This is a genomic window from Streptomyces sp. NPDC057428, from assembly GCF_042803195.1.
In the GTDB taxonomy this organism is placed as follows: Bacteria; Actinomycetota; Actinomycetes; order Streptomycetales; family Streptomycetaceae; genus Streptomyces.
The window spans coordinates 1-17,490 of the sequence record NZ_JBHVCT010000109.1 but is presented as its reverse complement, the minus strand read 5'-3'; the positions used below and the strand labels follow the sequence as shown (position 1 = coordinate 17,490).

At 68.2% G+C, this 17,490-nt stretch carries 18 protein-coding genes and 3 pseudogenes; 8 read left to right on the top strand and 13 right to left on the bottom strand.

Annotated elements, in window-relative coordinates; all coding sequences use genetic code 11:
* Nucleotides 1-114: 114 nt before the first annotated feature.
* Nucleotides 115-522, bottom strand: coding sequence for a peptidase inhibitor family I36 protein (locus tag ACFU5K_RS28185; protein WP_384066592.1), 408 nt, complete (start codon nt 520-522; stop codon nt 115-117).
* A gap of 138 nt (nt 523-660) precedes the next feature.
* Between ACFU5K_RS28185 and ACFU5K_RS28180 the strand changes: the two genes are divergently transcribed.
* Nucleotides 661-789, top strand: a complete 129-nt coding sequence (locus ACFU5K_RS28180; RefSeq protein WP_384066590.1) for a hypothetical protein — start codon at nt 661-663, stop codon at nt 787-789.
* Between the two features lie 31 nt (nt 790-820).
* Here ACFU5K_RS28180 and ACFU5K_RS28175 read toward each other — a convergent pair whose 3' ends face one another.
* The 4 genes from ACFU5K_RS28175 to ACFU5K_RS28160 all read right to left on the bottom strand — a co-directional run bounded on the left by ACFU5K_RS28175 (nt 821) and on the right by ACFU5K_RS28160 (nt 5,748).
* The gene (locus ACFU5K_RS28175) at nt 821-1,645 is read right to left on the bottom strand and encodes a DUF3152 domain-containing protein (RefSeq protein ID WP_384066589.1); all 825 of its coding nucleotides are present in this window, start codon (nt 1,643-1,645) and stop codon (nt 821-823) included.
* 162 nt (nt 1,646-1,807) lie between these two features.
* Nucleotides 1,808-4,171 carry a M4 family metallopeptidase gene (locus ACFU5K_RS28170; protein ID WP_384066587.1) on the bottom strand — a complete coding sequence of 788 codons (2,364 nt, stop codon included), beginning with the start codon at nt 4,169-4,171 and terminating at the stop codon, nt 1,808-1,810.
* A gap of 599 nt (nt 4,172-4,770) precedes the next feature.
* Nucleotides 4,771-5,013, bottom strand: coding sequence for an LCP family protein (locus ACFU5K_RS28165; RefSeq protein WP_384066585.1), 243 nt, complete (start codon nt 5,011-5,013; stop codon nt 4,771-4,773).
* Between the two features lie 327 nt (nt 5,014-5,340).
* Nucleotides 5,341-5,748 carry an SsgA family sporulation/cell division regulator gene (locus ACFU5K_RS28160; protein ID WP_384066584.1) on the bottom strand — a complete coding sequence of 136 codons (408 nt, stop codon included), beginning with the start codon at nt 5,746-5,748 and terminating at the stop codon, nt 5,341-5,343.
* Between the two features lie 294 nt (nt 5,749-6,042).
* Between ACFU5K_RS28160 and ACFU5K_RS28155 the strand changes: the two genes are divergently transcribed.
* The gene (locus tag ACFU5K_RS28155; RefSeq protein WP_384066582.1) at nt 6,043-6,702 is read left to right on the top strand and encodes a response regulator; all 660 of its coding nucleotides are present in this window, start codon (nt 6,043-6,045) and stop codon (nt 6,700-6,702) included.
* Between the two features lie 657 nt (nt 6,703-7,359).
* On the opposite strand, the gene ACFU5K_RS28150 is transcribed toward ACFU5K_RS28155, so the two are convergent.
* Entirely contained in the window at nt 7,360-8,091 is a 732-nt protein-coding gene (locus ACFU5K_RS28150) for a DUF4232 domain-containing protein (RefSeq protein ID WP_384066580.1), read from the bottom strand.
* Between the two features lie 629 nt (nt 8,092-8,720).
* Between ACFU5K_RS28150 and ACFU5K_RS28145 the strand changes: the two are divergent.
* The 5 genes and pseudogenes from ACFU5K_RS28145 to ACFU5K_RS28125 form a co-directional block, all read left to right on the top strand.
* Nucleotides 8,721-9,039: pseudogene (locus ACFU5K_RS28145) on the top strand (phospholipid carrier-dependent glycosyltransferase); the annotation flags it as partial.
* A gap of 296 nt (nt 9,040-9,335) precedes the next feature.
* The gene (locus ACFU5K_RS28140) at nt 9,336-9,509 is read left to right on the top strand and encodes a hypothetical protein (protein WP_384066578.1); all 174 of its coding nucleotides are present in this window, start codon (nt 9,336-9,338) and stop codon (nt 9,507-9,509) included.
* 362 nt (nt 9,510-9,871) lie between these two features.
* Nucleotides 9,872-10,495: a GPP34 family phosphoprotein gene (locus ACFU5K_RS28135; RefSeq protein ID WP_384066576.1), complete on the top strand. Its 624-nt coding sequence runs from the start codon at nt 9,872-9,874 to the stop codon at nt 10,493-10,495.
* Between the two features lie 545 nt (nt 10,496-11,040).
* Entirely contained in the window at nt 11,041-12,237 is a 1,197-nt protein-coding gene (locus tag ACFU5K_RS28130) for an IS110 family transposase (protein ID WP_384066574.1), read from the top strand.
* A gap of 103 nt (nt 12,238-12,340) precedes the next feature.
* Nucleotides 12,341-12,748, top strand: a complete 408-nt coding sequence (locus tag ACFU5K_RS28125) for a hypothetical protein (RefSeq protein ID WP_384066572.1) — start codon at nt 12,341-12,343, stop codon at nt 12,746-12,748.
* A 37-nt stretch (nt 12,749-12,785) separates the two neighbouring features.
* Here the strand turns inward: ACFU5K_RS28125 and ACFU5K_RS28120 are convergent, their stop codons facing one another.
* The 3 genes from ACFU5K_RS28120 to ACFU5K_RS28110 form a co-directional block, all read right to left on the bottom strand.
* Nucleotides 12,786-12,965 (bottom strand): Bax inhibitor-1/YccA family protein, encoded by a 180-nt coding sequence (locus ACFU5K_RS28120; RefSeq protein WP_384066570.1) that lies wholly within the window; start codon nt 12,963-12,965, stop codon nt 12,786-12,788.
* Between the two features lie 61 nt (nt 12,966-13,026).
* Nucleotides 13,027-13,134, bottom strand: a complete 108-nt coding sequence (locus ACFU5K_RS28115) for a twin-arginine translocation signal domain-containing protein (protein ID WP_384066569.1) — start codon at nt 13,132-13,134, stop codon at nt 13,027-13,029.
* Between the two features lie 64 nt (nt 13,135-13,198).
* A complete protein-coding gene (locus tag ACFU5K_RS28110) occupies nt 13,199-13,465 on the bottom strand; it encodes a hypothetical protein (protein WP_384066594.1) in 267 nt (88 codons plus the stop codon).
* 104 nt (nt 13,466-13,569) lie between these two features.
* Between ACFU5K_RS28110 and ACFU5K_RS28105 the strand changes: the two genes are divergently transcribed.
* A complete protein-coding gene (locus ACFU5K_RS28105) occupies nt 13,570-13,713 on the top strand; it encodes a hypothetical protein (protein WP_384066567.1) in 144 nt (47 codons plus the stop codon).
* A 527-nt stretch (nt 13,714-14,240) separates the two neighbouring features.
* Here the strand turns inward: ACFU5K_RS28105 and ACFU5K_RS28100 are convergent.
* From ACFU5K_RS28100 to ACFU5K_RS28085, 4 genes and pseudogenes are all read right to left on the bottom strand, one after another.
* Nucleotides 14,241-14,855 (bottom strand): hypothetical protein, encoded by a 615-nt coding sequence (locus ACFU5K_RS28100; RefSeq protein WP_384066565.1) that lies wholly within the window; start codon nt 14,853-14,855, stop codon nt 14,241-14,243.
* A 487-nt stretch (nt 14,856-15,342) separates the two neighbouring features.
* Nucleotides 15,343-16,091 (bottom strand): annotated as a pseudogene (locus tag ACFU5K_RS28095) (MBL fold metallo-hydrolase).
* A gap of 238 nt (nt 16,092-16,329) precedes the next feature.
* On the bottom strand, nt 16,330-16,830 hold the full coding sequence (locus tag ACFU5K_RS28090; RefSeq protein ID WP_384066563.1) for a cupin domain-containing protein: 501 nt from the start codon (nt 16,828-16,830) through the stop codon (nt 16,330-16,332).
* Between the two features lie 224 nt (nt 16,831-17,054).
* A pseudogene (locus tag ACFU5K_RS28085) lies at nt 17,055-17,396 on the bottom strand (transposase); the annotation flags it as partial.
* Nucleotides 17,397-17,490: the final 94 nt, after the last annotated feature.

The following is a 17,490-nucleotide window of genomic DNA, read 5'->3' as shown; positions in this document are numbered from 1 at the left end:
CCCGGGGCCCCCCCCGGGGGGGGGGCCCCGCCGCCGCGGCCGCCGGCGCCCCCCCACGACGCCGGAACCGCGCGGTTCCGCGAGCGCTGACCGCGCCGGGTTCTGTCGCTTACGTCAGTTCGGGTACTTTCCTACCCATTCCGACGTGTTGTCCGCACTGCCGAGGCCCGACAGGTGGTGGAAGGGGGCGACCTTGAAGTAGTTCTGCCCGGACAGTTTGGCGAAGGCAATCTCGTAGTTGGTGTTGTTCACCACCGACGAGACGTTGTGCCACATTTCCTGGTGGACCTGGCTGAAGTCGAAGTCGTCCTGCTGACCCCACCGGACCTTGAGCGAGGTGCCCTTGTAATTGGAACTCGTGTAGAGGCAGAACTCGTAGGTGGCCGAGTCGCAGCCACCGTCGGTCGCCGGCGCCGCGGCCGCCTCGGTGACGGTACCGGCCAGGGTCGCGCCGACCGCCGCCATTCCCATGACGACTGTCGCGAGTTGCTTCTTGAAGGTAGCCAACTGAATGCCTTTCATCGGTTGCTCCGGAAGCCACATGGCTCCGATGTGTCAACGTCGGTGTGTGCCTCTGCAGTTCACATCTGCCGAAAGTCTCCTGTCGGTGGGATCACCGCGTACACTGACCGTGCGCACAGCACACTCCCGGACGGCGGGATGTCGCGATCGGCCATCTCGCGGATCTGGCGGGCGTTCAGCCTCAAGCCGCACATCGTGGAGACCTGGGAGGCGTCGACAGAAACGCAGCTCGTGACCGAGGGCCGCGACGCGGGGTCATCCACCTGACCCCGCCCGAGAACGCCCCGGCAGTGGCGGGTCACGGCACCTTGGGTCCGCCGAGATATGTCCCGTGCGCGTCGTACGGCCACGCGTTGGCCACGCAGCCGTCCAGTCCGTCGATCTGCTGCATCATGGCCGGCGCCGGCCTGCCGGGTCCCGGGCATCCCTCGTGCCCGTGCCCGATGCGGTGTCCGACCTCGTGATTGATGATCAGCGCGCGGTAGTCCGACAGCGGGCCGGAGAACTGAGGGGATCCGGAGGTCCAGCGCTTCAGATTGACGAAGACACGGGAACCGACGTCACAGTTCACCTCTCCCCCCGTGTCCAGTCCCGCGGCACCGCAGATCCTGTCCACCGTCGCGGGGGAGGCGATGACGACCACGAAGTCCCGGTCGCCCTCCGACACGAGCTGGAAGCCGTCGTGGCCGTCCGCCGTCCAAGACCTGGGGTCGGAGAGTATCCCGTACACCTGCCGCGCCGCGTCGTCCGCAGACAGCCCGATTCCCTGCTCCACACGGACCTTGAAGCGTCGGATCGTGCCGGTGCCGACCGGTGGTGCGGACAGCCTCCCCGTGACGAACCCGTCCGTGTCCTCTGCCAGGGGGGAGGGCGTGCTGCCCGGTGGAGCCTTTGTCGAGGCGTGTCCGGGTGCCCCGCTCCCGTGGCCGTGGGTCACGGGAGCAGCGCTGCTGGACGTGATGCCGAGGAAGCGCAACAGGTGCGGGACACTCAAAGCGCCGACCGCGAGGAGAACGCCGACCAGCGCCAGCAGCACCGGGCGCCCACGCCGGGGCCGGGCCGCGGGAGCTTCGGTGCCGCTGGGCTGCCGCGTTCTTGCCGGCGGAGCAGAGTGATGTGCCATGTTCGTTGCCGATCCACGATCCGGAAATCCGGGAAGAGAGATCCTCCCCACCTCGCACGAGACCGGTGAGCGCTTTTGTTCACTCCGCCCTCGGAACGTGACCCCGGAGACAGGCCGACCGGACCCTGCCTACCAGGAACGGCCACTGTGCGGGTGCTCCCGTCAGAAGTCGAGGCTCCACCCTGCGAGCCGGCCAGGTTCCGGATCGGCGTTGGGGATTCCGGGGGTGGCGTCCTGGACGCGCAGCCGCCAGGTGCCGTCGGCGGGCACGGCCGAGGCGTCCACGGTGTACGTCGCGTGCAGTTCCGTGCCGTGGTCCCAGTTGAAGTCCTTCACCGGGACGACGGTGCCGTCCTCTGCGACCAGGGTGATGACCTGCGCCCCGATGAAGTCCTTGTAGAGGTCCACGGTGACCTTCAGGTTGCCGGGTGCCGGACCCTTGCGGCCGGTGACGACGAGCGGCGACTCGACGGTGCCCCACTTCGGGATCGTGTACGAGGAGGGGTTGACGAAGTGATCGCCTCCCGAGGGCAGGACGGTCCACACCACGGGCAGTTCACGCCTGTCGTGCGCCGACGTCCTGATGGTGATGGTGGTCCTGAAGTCGCCCGCCTTCCTCGGTGTGCCCGAGATCAGCCCGGTGCGCCGGTCGATGGACAGGCCCTTGGGCAGACGCCTGGCGGAGTACGTCAGCTTGCCGGGGCGGCTCGTCGTCGCCACGATCTGCCGGCTGACGGGCTGCCCGACCGCGACGGGACCGGTGGGCAGGGAGACGACCGCGACGTGCTGGACGAAGCGCGGGCCGACGTTGACGGCCGCCCAGGCGTTGCCGACGGCCTCGTAGGCCCTGCTGTTCCTGCCGTACAGGTCGGTCGCGGCCCGCAGGGTCGCCTCGCGCGCGGCGGCGTAGTCGGTGGTGCTGGTCATGTAGACGGTCAGCGCGCGGTACCAGATGTCGGTGGCGTTGCGCAGACCGAGACCGGCCACCGGCCTGCCGTCGTAGGTGGGGCTGTCGTAGTCGACACCGTTGATGGTCTTCCTGCCGCTGCCCTCGGCCAGTAGGTAGAAGAAGTGGTTGCCCACTCCGGCCCCCAGGTGCGGGTCGAGATTCTTGGTCTGCGGGGACCAGTAGTCCTGGGACGTGCCCTTCACCGGGTCGGCGTCCTTGGAGGGGTGGTCCATGTAGCGGATGGGCTTGCCGTTGCCGCGGATGTCGGACTCCTCTCCCACCAGGTAGTCGGGGTGGTCGACGGGGTTGTCCGCGAAAAACTCGACGGCGGCGGCCATCATGTCGCTGGTCGACTCGTTGAGGGCGGCGGTCTCGCCCGCGTCTCCCAGACCGGCGGTACTGGAGGTGACGCCGTGTGTCATCTCGTGCGCGGCGATGTCCAGCGAGGTCACCGGATTGACGCCGCTCCCGCCGTCGCCGTAGCTCATGCAGAAGCAGCCGTCCTGCCAGTTGGCGTTGGCGAGGTGGTCGCCGTAGTGGACGCGCGAGTAGCTGCCGCGTCCGTCGTTGGCGATGCCGTTGCGGGCGAAGCGTTCGCTGTAGAAGTCCCAGGTCTGCTGTGCGCCGTAGGCGGCGTCCACGGCGGCGGTCTGCGGGCTCGCCCCGGCGCCGTCGCCCCAGACGTCGTCGTCGTCCGTGACGAGGACGCCTCGCGAGTCCACGGAGGCGTCGAGGGTGCGGTGACCGCCCCGTCGGCCGTCCACCAGCGCGTAGGTGCCGTCCTCCTGACGCGTCGACGTCACGTCGACCTGCCCGCTGTACTCGCTGTGGCCGACGGCCGACTCGACCTCCTCGACGCGGCCGAGTACGCGGCCGTCGGCGGCGTCGGTGGTGACCCGCAGGCTGCTGGGACTGCCGTCCGGCTGCGTGCCGGTGACGACGGACTCCCATGCGAGGACGGGTTCGCCGCTGCTCGCCCAGACGACCAGGTGGGGCTTTTTGGGCGCCGTGGCGCCACGGGTCCGTTCCGCCGCGGCGGCGGCCAGAGCCGCCTTCCGCGCGGCCGCGGCCGGAACCGCGGCGGTGGTGCCGGGAACGGAGATGACGGCGTTCGACGCCTTGGTCACCGTCCGTCCTCCGGCGCGCTCGTGGACAACCAGATCGCCGCCGCGCACGGGCAGTCCGGCGTACGTACGTGTGTACCTGGTATGGCGGGTGCCGTCGGCGTCCTGGATGACGTCCTTGGGTATCAATCTCTCCCGGGCGCCGAGCCGCAACGAACGTGCCGTGGCCGATGCCGACTTCGCCGCCTCGCCGAGCAACTGCTCGCGCCGGGCGGGTGAGAGGGCGACCTCTGCGGCACCGGCGTTCGGGTGGACCGCGATGACTCGCGGTGCCGCGGCCCCCTGAACGCCGGGAACCACGGATGCCGCGGCCGAGACGGGCAGCGCCGACACCACGAGCGCGACCAGCGACAGGGTTGCCGTCGCCGTCAGTCGCCCCCGGGCACCGAGGCCCGGGCGTGGTCCGCGGTGGCGCCGGGATCCCGGCCTTGTGCCGACGCCGAGTTCGTACATCACTCCTGATACTCCTTCTCTCCGGTCGCACTTCGTGGACCGGGGGCTGTGGGAGGCCGCAGACCGCGGGTACGTGGTGTGCCGGGATCCTAGACACATGTGTCCGCCACATGCAGGCCAGATCGTTTCAGCGGAGGATCGACTTGTCCAGACCGCTTGTGGGTGTTCGTGAGAGCCGGTGGAACCCGCACAAGCCGAGGGTTGCGGCCCCCCGGGTGTCACCACGCCCTGCTCGCCCCGGAGCGCCGGGACCGCTGTCTGCTCGCCGCAGGCCGGCCCGAGAACGGCGTGCCGATCCCGTTGGAGGTCTCACACCAGTTGCCGGACCGCGGCGCCCGCGACGACGCGGACCGGCCGGCACAGATTCTGCACGAGCACGGGCGGGACACCCATAAGACGCGGGGCCGGAGACCCGCCAGCCCCCGTGACCTGAAGGCCGCCCGTCTCCGGGTCGGCGGCCTCACCAGCCGGTAGGTCGCCGAGGTGCTGGTGGTGTCCGGGCAGCCGGTGGGCAGTCCAGGGCCGCGGCTGTCGTCCGGGCTTCGGCCCGCCGGCCGGAACTGTTCGGTGAGGGTCGGTGCCGTCACCAGCGCCGGCGGTCAGCGACCGGTCGTCGGCGATGAACGCGAAGAGGGTTTCGGCGCCCCCAAGATGTGCTGGGACACGGTGCGGGCGAGGTCGCTGCCGTGGCCGAAGCCGTGCAGGGAACGGCCGAAGTCCAGCACGGCGACACCCTTGAGCGTGTGGTCGCCTCCGGACAGCTTCAGGTGGGAGTACGTGTCGCAGACGTCGTCACTGACGCAGACGGAGACACCGCCGACCGCGTCGAACAACTTGACCACGCCGGAGAGGTCGAGCTTGACGAAGTGATCGACGGGTATGCCGGTAGCTGGTGGACGGTGGCCGCCTGGCAGGAGGGGCCGTCCCGCAGCGCACTGTTGATCTGCCCGTAGCAGCCGGGGGTGGATGCGCCGGTCGCGCTGTTCCGGCTGCCGGGATCCGGGTCATGGTGTCGCGGCGAGGGGTGGACTCGACGGGCCGGTTCTTCGCAGACACGACCGGACCCGTGCGGCGGTGTACGGGCGCGAAGCACGTCTCCACCTCGACGGCAGGTCGCACAATCCGACAAACACCTGATTCGGGTCGGGTAAGACCTCGATACGGGGCGCTCAGTCCGCCAGCTGCGACAGTTCGTCCCAGTTCACCCCGTCCATCTCGGTCCCCTGAGGCACCATGGCGTAGGTGCGTTCGAGCCACTGCGCGACCGGTTCGGAGGGGATCTCGAACAGTGCCGTGCTGGTGTTCACCAGGCGCAGGCAGAACGAGGAGGCCACCCCGTCGGGAAGGTCGTACAGGGGCCAGAGCGCAACGTCGCCCTCGCCCGAGAGCGCGCTGAGACCATCGGCCAGCATGTCCCTGGAGAGGACCCAGCGCACGGGACACTCGCTGCCGGTGTCGAAGACCAGGGTGACGGCGAAGGGGTCCTGCTCCGCGTACGAGAACTCGCAGGACAGCCTGAGGGCGAGTTCGGGAGACAGCCAGCGCGCGATCTCCAGCGTGAGGTTGCAGTTCTTCATCGTCATCTCCTGGGTGCTCTGCCGGTGGTCTGCCCCGGCACAGGAGTTCTGGTCTTCCGGTCCGGGGCTCCGCCCAGTCTCGGCGCGAACCGTGTCGGGGTCTGTCGTGTGCTCCCTCGACGCCTCTCGGGCCACCCTCGCGGTTCCGTAGGGTATGCCCCACAGACGGGGCTGACCGTGGGTGTGTGTGCGGTTTGAGGGCTGTCCCGGCAGGGGTCGCCGGAGAGTGCTGTCTGCGCGGAATCACACTTCTCAGCCACTTATGCCCGGCTTGTCTCAGGTTATTATTCGGCCATGTGTCAACCACTGCGAGCGGTGCTCGGAGAAGACCAGGCGATCGTGCGCGAGGGCATTACAGCCATACTTCTCAGGGCCGGCATCGACGTGGCCGCTGCAGTCGACAACGCGGCGGATCTCGTCCGCGCGGCCCGGGAGCACCGGCCCGAGGTGGTCATCACCGACATCCGGATGCCGCCGGGTCTGGAGGACGACGGGCTGCGTGCCGCGCAGGAGATCCGCGCAGCGCAGCCGGAGGCCGCCGTCATCGTCCTCTCCCAGTTCCTGGACGCCTCCTACGCGCTCGACCTGGTGGGGGACGACCCGAGCGGGGTGGGTTACCTCCTCAAGGAGAAGGTGGCGAGTCCGCGGGTCCTCACCGATGCCGTGGAGCGGGTCGTCGCCCGTGGCTCCGCCCTGGACCCGGACGTGATCTCGGCACTGCTGGGCCGCAAGCGTCCGGAGGACCCACTGGCCGCACTCACGCCGAAGGAACGGGAAGTTCTCGCGCTGATGGCCGAGGGGCACTCCAACACAGGTATCGCCGAGCGGCTCTTCGTGAGCGTCGCCGCCGTGGAACGGCATGTGACCGGCATCTTCCTGAAGTTGAGGCTCGGCCAGACGGCATCCGGGCAGCACCGGCGTGTCATGGCGGTACTGCGCTACCTCGGGCAGTGACGACGGAGCACCGGGACCGTCTGCTCGCACACCTGTGGCGTGTTCATTGCGCTCACGGTTCACGGCCGGGGCATGTCTGGTCGCCGGTTCCGCTCACACGCATGATCGACACACAAGCACGGTGTCTCGGTTCTTTCCATCGCTGGGCGAAGCGCACGACGGCAGCGCGGAGGACGGCGACTGCTGCTGACGAGCCGCACGACAGCGGCCTGTGGCCTGCAAGAGGGGTCAGGACGGAGGTGGCGATGCGAAAGCGGCGACGAGACGCTGTCCGCGGCCGAGCGCAGGGCACGCCGCTGTACGGGTCGACGTAGCGGGACAGGGGCGGGAACGGGCGGAGAGGACCAGAGACCGGCGAGGACGAGGAGCAGGCCCGGGCCGGGCAGAAACCAGCAGCGCGACGCCGGTCGGCAACAGGACGCCGACCGCCACGATCGCCGCTGCCCGGCTCAACGCATTGCCTTTGCTCATGACACCCACACCCTCCGCCCGGGCCGACGGAGCAGACAAGAACACACCTGGCAGGCCAATGCGACAGCTGCATGAGTCACCTGTCAAAGAAGTGACGAACAGCCTCGTAGGCCAAGCCGCCTGGAACATATGCCGCTGACGCCCGGGGACGCACACGCTCCCGGTGGCACACGCGAGGCCGCACCCTCAGCCGCCTGACAGCGGCGCCGCCTCCGTCACCGGACCCACCGAGAACACGTCTCCGCACACCCGCAGCCCGTCCAAGTTCTGCGTCGTCACGGACTCCTTCGATCCCGGCGGGTAGACGGTCATCGACGCGGGGCTCGGCCAGCAGTCGCCTCCGCTGACACCCTCGCCCCCGGTCTTCACCACGGCGTGGGCGCTATGCCCGGGCCGCAGGGTCACCGTGTGACCGGCGGTGCCCCCGTCGCTGCTGCGGGACGCGGGCTCCCCGACCCGGCGGCCCTGCGCGTCCGCGAGCGACACACCGGGGTAGCCGAGGAGCGTGCACGGTGCGGACCCCGTGTTCCTGAGCCGGAGATCGAAGTACTCGCTGTTCATCTCCTGGCCGTTGGGTACGAATGCCAAGGACAGGTCCCCGGCCTCGCACCGCCCGCCCGAGCCGGAACCCGCCGGGGCCGGACGCGGACTGTCGCTCTGGCCTGCCTGCCCCGCCGAAGAGCCGGACGGCGGGGCCGAGGCACTGCCGGGATCGGCCGTGGCACTGGATGCCGTAGGTGCCGGGGCGGCCACCGACGGTGTGCCCGTGGAGGTGCCGGACGCGCTGTCGCCCTCACCGCCACCGGCACCACACGCGGTCAGCCCCACCGCGCACGCGGCCAGCACCGCGGCGCTCACCACTCGCCGCAGACCACCGCTCCCACCCCACCGTGCCGAATCGTCCCGTGTAGCAGGCATGCGCATCTCCCTGTCCGAAAGGTCCACTCGAAACACACCTCCATACTCCCTGCATATCGACACAGATGTGTCATGAGATCGGACACGTATGCATGGCTCGGAGCGCAGCACCTACAGTGATGCGACCGCTTCTTCATCGAGGACTTGCAGGAGGAGACCAGCAGAATGCGAGCGATCAAGAAGACGGCGATCGGATGCGCGGCAGCCGCCATTCCTGCTGCCGCTCTACTCTGGGCCGTCGCCGCTGATCATCCGAAGGGTGACGGTGACCGGGACGTTCCTCTCGTCATCGGAGCGGGTGAGACATGTCGTTCGCTGCACGATCCACGCTACGAACTCTCATGTGGCACCACCGCCTTCGGCGACGTGAGAACCCATTGCACGTCGGGTCGGCCAGGCACCTGTCCAAGGACAACGGCCGTCACTGTGCGCAACGTCGGCCGCATAACGGTGGATGTCACCTGGGTGAGTGGCAGGCACGAAGGCGACCGTCAGTTCTCGCGCGCTCCCGGACTGGACCCCGGCCACGAGGTCACGCTTCGGCCGCGCCCGGGAGACATGTACTTCTTCGACATACTCGTGCGTTCGGCTGTTGCGGGGGCTGGCGCGATAAGGGTAGTCGATGTCTCATCGTGACTTCGGATGAGATCGTCTGCGGCAGAGCGATCCGCTTCTGGCACCTCTCCCGGCCGCGGGAGATCGTCTTCGACGAGTCCTACTACGACAAGGACGCCCGGTCCTGCTGCGACTCGGCTACGAGGGCACCTGGCCGGACCGCGAGATGGTCGACCCGCGACTCCTCGCCGCCCCTCAGAGGAACCCGATCTCCGACCCCGGGGTCTTCGACGCGCACCCGCCGACGGGCAAGTGGGTCAGCGCCCTCGGTGAATGGCTGTCCGGCCGACCCCGCTCGGCTGGCGCTTCACGGGTGCCGGTCTCGCCACGCTACCGCCGTACGGTGACACCGCTGGGTCGAGGGAGGTGCCGGACCGCGGCACGTGACACGTGCGCACCTGCACCACTGTGCGCCGTGTCAAATACCCCTCCGCACCGCGGGTTTGACATGGCCGGGAGCAATGGCGCAAGGTGTGCCGCATCGCCGCCTACGCCCGGTTCGCGGCAGGCCGTTCGAGAGGGTCTCACTCGTGAGCAGACGTGCATCATCGGAACACGGCGACACACGTGCCACACGTGTACGCATAGCCGCGACCGGCGGCTTCTTCGGGGGTGTGATGGGTGCAGCGATGAGCGCATTCTTCAACGGCACCCTCGTCGGGCTGCCCTCGGACGAGGTGGCCAACACGGTGAACCACGCGATCACAGGGCTGGCCAGCGGGTTCTTCGCTGGGTTCATCGGTCTGCTGGTACACCTGCGCAAAACCGGCCCAGCTGATCTGCCTGCGGCGGACAGGCACTGATCGGCCCCGCGAGACTCCATACGGACAGACTGCCAGTTGGAGCCCTGACGGGCGCAGGAGTTCCACGAAGTGCCCTCGCTACGCGGCCACACCGCAGAAGACGCGTGAGGACTCACGTGACGCGGGTTCAACTGGAACAACCCCAGGACGCCGAGGCAGCGGACCGGAAGACCTGGGCGTCCCTCTGACCTGACGCACGGCCGCCGATCCACGCATGATCGATTCCTTGTCCGGGCTTCACCGCCTCCTCACCTGCCTGTCTGACACGTATGCTGATGTGTGTGCGGTTCGTCCAGGTTTCGCCCCGTCTCCCGGCGGGGCGACGGCTTGGTGCCGATGTCGACGTTTGGATGTGCAGCCCTATGACCACACCGCGGCAACTGCTCGTGATCACCATGAACGTGAGCAGCGAGCGTCCCGTCAGATCCGGCGACCTGTCGCTCGCACTGGCCGGCGCCGAGCTGATCGACCTGTACAGGGCAGGTGCCGTCGAGTTGAGCGAGGACCGCATCACGCCGGGCCCCGGTCCCGCTCCGGCTGACGTGTTGCTGGAGCAGGCCTTCGGATCGCTTCGCCGGGAAGAGCCGCACGAGTCGATCGGTGACTGGCTGTGGCGCCGGGGCGACGCGCTGGCCGAGGCCTACTTCAAGGCCTTCGAGGCAGAGGGACTGCTGACCCGCCGACGTCGTCGCGGGCATCCGTTCCAGGCCGCGGAACTGGTCCTGGCTGACTCGGCCGTCCGCCGTGAGGCAGCTGAGCTCCGGTCCCGCACCGACCCGGCCCTGAGCGCCCTCGCGGGCGCCGTGGGCATCTGGGGCGAGGGGCCGGACGGACGGCCACAGGACGCTCCTGAGGTGACAGACGACACGGTGGCGTACATCCTCGCGGCCGCTGGCGACAGCATGACGGAGCTGGAGACGGAGCGCCAGCGGCGGGACATCGAGCAGTCGGCGTTCGACAACGTCTGGCGCAACCCCGACGTGTGACACCTCGTATGTGTTTCGGCTGGGGTCTCACGTACGGGTGCAAAGGCAACCGCCAAGTACTGTCCGGACCCCCCAGTTCAGGAGTGAGGGGCGGCTGACCGGCCTCGGCGCTCCCAACGACATGCGTCAGTACGTCAAGGACGGCACGGTCGACGCGTTCCTCAGGGAGGACCACATATTCCCTGCCGGTGACATGGGCTGGTTCGAAGTGGCCGCGGACGGTGCTGTCACCCTTGGTGAACCAACGGTGTTCGCTCGGCACCGCACGAGTCAATGCCGGGACACATGGGTACTGCCGCGCGCGGCAGGGGTCAGTAGTCCCTACCTTGTTGATCGGGATGAGCGAGCCATTCGTAGGGTTGGCTCACCCAGGGGTGTCGGGTGTGGCTTTCAGTAGTCTGCCGTCCGTGGCTTCAGACGATTCGCCGCCCGACACCCCCGCGACGACTCGGCTGCTGATTAGGAATTGCGATCCGATCGCTGAGTAGGGACTCGCCAGCGAGGTCGTCTGTGGTGCATGCGGGCAAGCAAGCGATCTCTGGAGAGTGCGCGTGACAGCGATCTGGGCCGGTGTCGATGCCGGCAAGACCCATCACCACTGCGTGGTGGTCGACGGCACCGGCAAGCGGCTGTTGTCGCGACGAGTGGCCAACGACGAGCCGGAACTGCTGAGACTCCTGGCCGACGTCCTCGCCCTGGGCGACGAGGTCACCTGGGGCATCGACCTGGCCGACGGCGGTGCTGCCCTGCTGATCGACCTGCTGATCAACCACGGTCAGTACACGCTCTACATCCCCGGCATGGCAGTCAACCGGGCATCCGAGGGCTACCGGGGCGAAGGCAAGACCGACGCCAAGGACGCGGCGATCATCGCCGACCAGGCCCGGATTCGGCGGGACCTGCAACCCCTGCGGCCCGGCGACGAACTGGTCACCGAACTGAAGATCCTCACCGTTCACCGACGCGACCTCACCGACGACCGCACCCGTGCGATCAACAGGCTGCGGGGCCGCCTCACCGGAATCTTTTCGGCCCTCGAACGAACTCTGGACGTGACCAACGCTGGGCCCCTCGTCCTGCTCACCGGCTACCAGACCCCGGCGGCCATCCGCCGCACCGGTGCCCGCCGACTGGAGACCTGGCTACGCAACCGCAAGGTCCGCGGCGCCGCCCAACTGGCGCAGGCCGCCGTGGAAGCTGCCGAGCGCCAGCACACCAGCGTGAGCGGGGATAAGCCGACCGCCCAGCTCGTGCACACCCTGGCGAGGGAGGTGATGCGCCTCAATGAGCAAGTCGCCGAGATCGACAAGCTCATCCAGGCCCTGTTTCGCGAGCACAAACACGCCGAGGTGATCGCGAGCATGCCCGGCATCGGCCCCCTGCTGGGTGCCGAGTTCCTCGCAGCTACCGGCGGAGACATGGCCGTCTTCGGCACCCCGGACCGGCTCGCCGGGTTCGCCGGCGTCGCCCCGGCTCCCCGCGACTCGGGCAAGATCAGCGGAAACCTTCACCGGCCCAAGAGATACAGCCGCAGCCTCCAACGGGTCTTCTACACCTCCGCGTTGATCAGCATTCGCTGCTGCGAGGAATCACGCCGCTTCTACGACCGCAAACGCGCCGAGGGCAAGCGGCACACCCAGGCCGTGCTCGCACTCGCCCGCCGACGCGTCAACGTCCTCTGGGCTCTTCTCCGTGACAATCGGTCCTACGAGCCCGTACCGCCGGTCCCGACCGCCGCTTGAGCACGACAAATCCGCGAGGAATTACGGTCGACGGGCAGACACAGACGCGGGAAGATCCGCAGACCGAGGGCCGAAGGCGGGGAGTCCGGTGATCACTCAGGGCATGAAGGTCACGACGCGTTGCGATGACTGCGGCGGTGTGTTGATACGCGACATCGGCCAGTTCATCGACCGCGGGCAGGTGAGGTGGGGCACCGAAGGGAGATGCCTGACCTGTCCCACGGCGTGGTGCGAGCAGGACAGCGGCGGAACGACCCCCGAGGAGATCCGGCAGGCGCTGCTGGCAGAGCACGGACCCGCTCGACTTCGTCTTGCAGGGCCCGAGTCGAGTCTTGTCCCTGTCTTGCACGCTCTGCGGGAGACACACGGGCTGTCGCTGGCACAGGCGCGGGCAATGGCCGACGAGCTGAGGACCACCGGCCTGGTGGGCACGTTGGTCGAAATGGAACATGTGGCCGCAGGGCTCCACCGTCGCTCAGTTGCAGCGACCGTCGAGCCGGCGGCCGACTGACGGCCAGCGCCCCAGCCAGAACGGCTTGACAAGAAGATTAGGAATCGTCGTCGCGCACGAGCGTGAGCAGCCGCAGGGTCTCCACATAAAGCCACACCAGTGTCACGGTGAGCCCGAAGGCCGCCGTCCAGGATTCGTCGTGGGTGCGCCGGCCTTGGGCGAGGCCGACCTCGGCGTAGCCGACGTTGAGCAGCCCCGCGCGTACGTGTGGCAGCAACGAGGCGGTAAGGCCAGGAGCCGCCAGTACTTGATCTTGGCGCCCTGTGCGGTATCAGCCGTCACCCCGGGGCCGCCGCGGCCGGGGACGCCTGCAGGCAGGCCAGCGAGACCGCCGCCGCGCCCGCGCCCAGACCAACAGCCTTGCTGAACGTACGCCTGTTGATCACGTGGGTGACCTTTCCCGCTGTCGGAGTGCGCGTCCTGCGCTGTGCCTCGCCGCCCCTCACAGAATCAGGTGGCCGGTCGAAACGGTGATGACGTTGAGATTTCCCGGCACTCACAGATATGAGTCCGTCGACGGCCCGGGGGTGTCGAGCACCTCCGTGATGAAGGCGTCCCAGTCCAGTGCGTCCATCTCCGACTCGGGCGGGTGATCCGGTAGGTGTCCTCGAGCCAGCTCTCCAGCGGGGGGACGGGCAGCTCGAACAGGGCGCTCATGTCCTGCGCGTCGAGCAGCAGCCACGCCGTGACCCGGTCGCCGGAACGGGCGGGCCACACCCGTATGTCACCACTGCCGCTCACCGAGTGCAGACCCTTACGCCTGGCTCCGCCTCCTCACCCTGCACGACCAGCAAGACCTGGCCGAGGCCGAGCCGGACACCATGCGCTTCCGCCTCTACCACCTGCCCGCCCGCCTCAGCCGCCACGCCCGCGGCCGCTGGCTCCGCATCGAGCGCACCTGGCCCTGGGCGCAGGCGTTCACCACGGCCTGGAGCTGGATCACCGACCTCCCGGCCGTCACCTGACAGCCAGGCCCCGCCCCGACAACAACCAGAACGGAGGAAACCCGCACCACCCCCGGGAGACGTGGAACCCCGGCGCAGCCGCAGCGTCACGCGACGGCCCCGAACCCGCACCACGGGAACAAACCGGGGCGAACCAACCACCTCGCTGACGCGACATCACCGCTGACGGAACCGAGGTCAACGGCCCGTACGTCTGCCCACATTCCCCGACATGCCGAGAGATGCTTGACGGATTACGGATCGCGGAGCGGGCCCGATCACAGGGACCGGCAGAACACGTCGGCCCGGCGCCGAGGTAAGTCGGGCACTGGACGGGCCATAGGATTTCAGAACACCTTGTTAACTTCGCAGACTCTCTTCTGAAATCTGCGGTCGGCTTCTTTTCGGGAAGTTCCCGAAAAGAAGCCGAACCCGCTCCCCTTCGTCACGCCGACGGTCGTGTACCCGGAGCGGCGCGGTGCCCTGCAGGAGGGCACGAACATGTTCAGCTGCGTTTCACGCCGCCCGCGGGCGGATGGCGTGCGGGATCAGTTGTCGTCGGTCGATGTGCCGCTTCCCGCTGTGGTGGACCGGCCTCGGGAGGCGTCGACGAGGGAGTACATTACCGATCGCTGCTGCTTGTGGCGCCGGATGCGGCCCTTGGCGACAAGTGACTCAAGGGTGTTGCGTACAACCTGTGGAGTCGGTGTCCGGTCTGAATGCTTCTCCAAGAGCTCGTCCCGTAGTTCTTTGGCGAGACGCGGTTCGTCGTACGTCCGGAGCAGGTCCATCAGGAGGTCTCCGAGCAGAGGCTGACGCGACTTCCCCTTCGCGGCAGTCTTTGCGGTGGCCTTGGCAGGCGCCCCCTTGGCCGATCCGGAGCGCTGGGGCGCCGCCTTGGCGGGTGCCGAAGTGTCCTGGGTACTTCGCCTCGTCTGTGTGAGCGCGGGTTCGTCCTGTGCCTGCTCGGGCAGGCGGGACGGGTCCGTGGAGCCCTTGGACCGCTCGGCGAGTTGCATGATGTCGGACAGGAGGGTCTCCTCCTGCTTCAACATCATGATCTTCTCGGCCAGTTCCTCCTGCAGACGGCGGTTCTCCTCCAGGTCCGACGCGGCTTGTTCAACATACCGCGATCGGAGCGTGGTGGTTGATTGGCTGGTCACAACCGTTCACTCCCTCGTGTTGGATGATGCTGCGCATGGTACCCACGCCGCCCGGGGATGTGCCGAAGAGTGCGAACGGCGGAAGACGGCCGATTTGGCATGTCGCCGGACGGGATCGCCGGTGTACCTGTGGCTTCGGGAAAGCGACAACCTTCTCGGACCGCTTTGTGTGCACTATCGCCTCGTACACATGGTCGGGTTCTTCAGGAGAGATATTCCCGCGAAAGGTGTCGCCGAACCGCCCGCACCGCCTTGCATGGGTCACATGTCAGAATCGGGCGGATTCGTCGAGGCATAGCCCGGGGCGGCAAGGATCCGCGTCAGTCGGGTACGGGGGAGAGAGCGTGCAGCGGAGCGTCGTCCGGTGTGCGGGTGTCTTCTTCACTCGAACGGCCCAGTGGCCGGCCCCCCGGGGCCGGCCACTTCAGGGAGCCGGAGGCACTCCGCATCCTTGCCGTCACAGTTCACACCCGGGTTCGGCCGGGGTCTACCGCTCGGCGCGCTCGCGTGCCGTGGCGGCCGCCTCCTTCACGGATCCGCGGTGCAGCGGCCCGTGGCCAGGCACGACGACGTCCGCGTCCACGCCCTCGATCACGGTCAGGGCGTCGAGAGCACGGGGGCAATCGGTGTGGAACATGGCGGGCAGCAACTGGGGGCCGACCAGTTGCGACGTGGGGTGAGCCGTCACGAGGGCATCGCCACTGATCAGATTCCACTTGCCGGCAGCAGGTACGCGCAGTGACCTTTGGTGTGACCCGGGGTATGTACGGGCACGGGCGCGCCGGGCAGGTCGAGCGCTCCCGGCATGGGGAAGGGACGTGGATCGTGGACGGGAACGTGCGTGGTTCCTCCGGCTCGGAGGGCGTGCACGGCCCAGGGGAGCACGCCGGGGCGCCACGCCTGGGCGAGGACCTGCCCAACGGACACCTGATCGAGGTAGTCGCGACGGGCGTGAGGCACCTCGTCCTCGTGCATGAGCACAGGCGTGCCGTGCTCCACACGCAGGCGTTCGGCCGAACCGATGTGGTCGTTGTGGGCGTGGGTGACCAGGATGGCGGTCACGGATGCCGGCGTCAGCCCGACGGCGTCCAGTGATGCCAGCAGGACGGCGTGGTCGGCGGGGTAGCCGGTGTCGATCAGGGTGCAGTTGTCACCGTCCTTGATGATCACCCAGTTGGTGTTGCTGCCGGAGACCGAGTAGATCTCGTCGTCGACGCGGGCGATGCCGTCGTGCAATACCTTGTGCACGGCGTTCTGTTCCTTTTCGAGGCTTTCGGTGGCCCCGCGCGGTACACCTTGTCGCGTTGTCGCGAAGCGACGAAGCAGAGGAGGCGGTCTCCCGTGCCACGCACCGTGGCACGTGGCACGGGAGACACCCGGCCTCCTGCGTCCTACGGGGTCGTCGCGACGCGAAGGACAGGAGACTCGGCCGAGACCCCCAGCCCGTATCGGCGGCGACGCACGTCCGGCTGTGTCACTCGGCGGCGCGGTCCAGGTCGGCCGGGGTGGTTCCGGGCGGGCCGAGGATGACGTCCCCCAACTCCTCGGTGATGGCCTGGAAGAGCCCCATGTCCCATTCGGTCTCGGGCGTGGCCAGGTGCGCGGGTGTGCCGCTGCGCCGGATGAGGTCCGCGAACTTGCCGGGAGAGGTGATGTTCAGCGTGCGCGCGCCGTCCGCCCCGGCCTTGATGGTGTGGGGCGTGTTCATCGGGATCGCGTAGAAGTCACCGGATCGCAGGGTGAAGGTCTCCGGACCGGCCCACACCGTCAGGGAGCCGGAGACGACCCAGATGCGCTCCTCGTAGCCGGTGTGAAGGTGCAGCGGCGTCCCGGCACCGCCCGGCAGCGTGATGTCGGACAGATCGTGACGCCCCTCGGTCTCCTCCGCGGAGGTGAGTATGGAGAGACGGAGGTGCTGGCCGAGGACGAACTGACGGTCCTGGGACACGGGCGGCGGCGAGGGGAAGTCACTCACGGCGAGTAGCTCCTGGAGTATGGGTTCTGTGAGGAAGCGGTGCGGACGCCGCGCGGACACGTGCATGCGGGGACATCCGGAAGCAGCCTCTGGGATGGTGGAACCTTATACCGCAGCGTATACGTGTGGGAAAAAGCCGACTCGGCCCGTGCCGGGCCAGGCGTGTCCCCAGGAAACACGGAGGCGCAGGAACCCGGCCAGGTTCGCGGGCCTAACTGATCGTTTCAAAATGAGGTTCTGAGTCGTCTCAAGCAGATGATGCCGCAGGCGAGTTGGACGAGTCCCAGGTGGAGTTCGGCGCGTATCTCGTAGCGGATGCGGAGTCGTTCGAACTGGTGGAGCCAGGCGAAGGTGCGTTCAACAAACCATCGTGTCTTGCCCAGGCCGGAACCATGCGGGGCACCACGGCGGGCGATCTTGGGTGTGATGCCGCGAGCTCGGATGAGGCGGCGGTACTTGTCGAAGTCGTAGTCGCGGTCGGCGAACAGCCGCCGGGGCCGGTGCCGTGGCCGGCCACGCAGGCCGCGAATGTGGGGCATCGCGTCCAGTGGGGGCATGAACTGGGTGAGGTGACCCCGGTGGTGTGGACACTCTGACAATGGATCTTTCGATCCGAGGAAGGGTGTCCTGGTGGGACGTAAGTCTCCGTATCCGGCGGAG

Excerpts from the sequence above, each read along its gene's own strand:
- ACFU5K_RS28185 (WP_384066592.1), bottom strand. The coding sequence starts at position 522 with ATGAAAGGCATTCAGTTGGCTACCTTCAAGAAGCAACTCGCGACAGTC.
- ACFU5K_RS28180 (WP_384066590.1), top strand. The coding sequence starts at position 661 with ATGTCGCGATCGGCCATCTCGCGGATCTGGCGGGCGTTCAGCCTCAAG.
- ACFU5K_RS28175 (WP_384066589.1), bottom strand. The coding sequence starts at position 1,645 with ATGGCACATCACTCTGCTCCGCCGGCAAGAACGCGGCAGCCCAGCGGC.
- ACFU5K_RS28170 (WP_384066587.1), bottom strand. The coding sequence starts at position 4,171 with ATGTACGAACTCGGCGTCGGCACAAGGCCGGGATCCCGGCGCCACCGC.
- ACFU5K_RS28160 (WP_384066584.1), bottom strand. The coding sequence starts at position 5,748 with ATGAAGAACTGCAACCTCACGCTGGAGATCGCGCGCTGGCTGTCTCCC.
- ACFU5K_RS28155 (WP_384066582.1), top strand. The coding sequence starts at position 6,043 with ATGTGTCAACCACTGCGAGCGGTGCTCGGAGAAGACCAGGCGATCGTG.
- ACFU5K_RS28150 (WP_384066580.1), bottom strand. The coding sequence starts at position 8,091 with ATGCCTGCTACACGGGACGATTCGGCACGGTGGGGTGGGAGCGGTGGT.
- ACFU5K_RS28140 (WP_384066578.1), top strand. The coding sequence starts at position 9,336 with ATGAGCGCATTCTTCAACGGCACCCTCGTCGGGCTGCCCTCGGACGAG.
- ACFU5K_RS28135 (WP_384066576.1), top strand. The coding sequence starts at position 9,872 with ATGACCACACCGCGGCAACTGCTCGTGATCACCATGAACGTGAGCAGC.
- ACFU5K_RS28125 (WP_384066572.1), top strand. The coding sequence starts at position 12,341 with ATGAAGGTCACGACGCGTTGCGATGACTGCGGCGGTGTGTTGATACGC.
- ACFU5K_RS28105 (WP_384066567.1), top strand. The coding sequence starts at position 13,570 with ATGCGCTTCCGCCTCTACCACCTGCCCGCCCGCCTCAGCCGCCACGCC.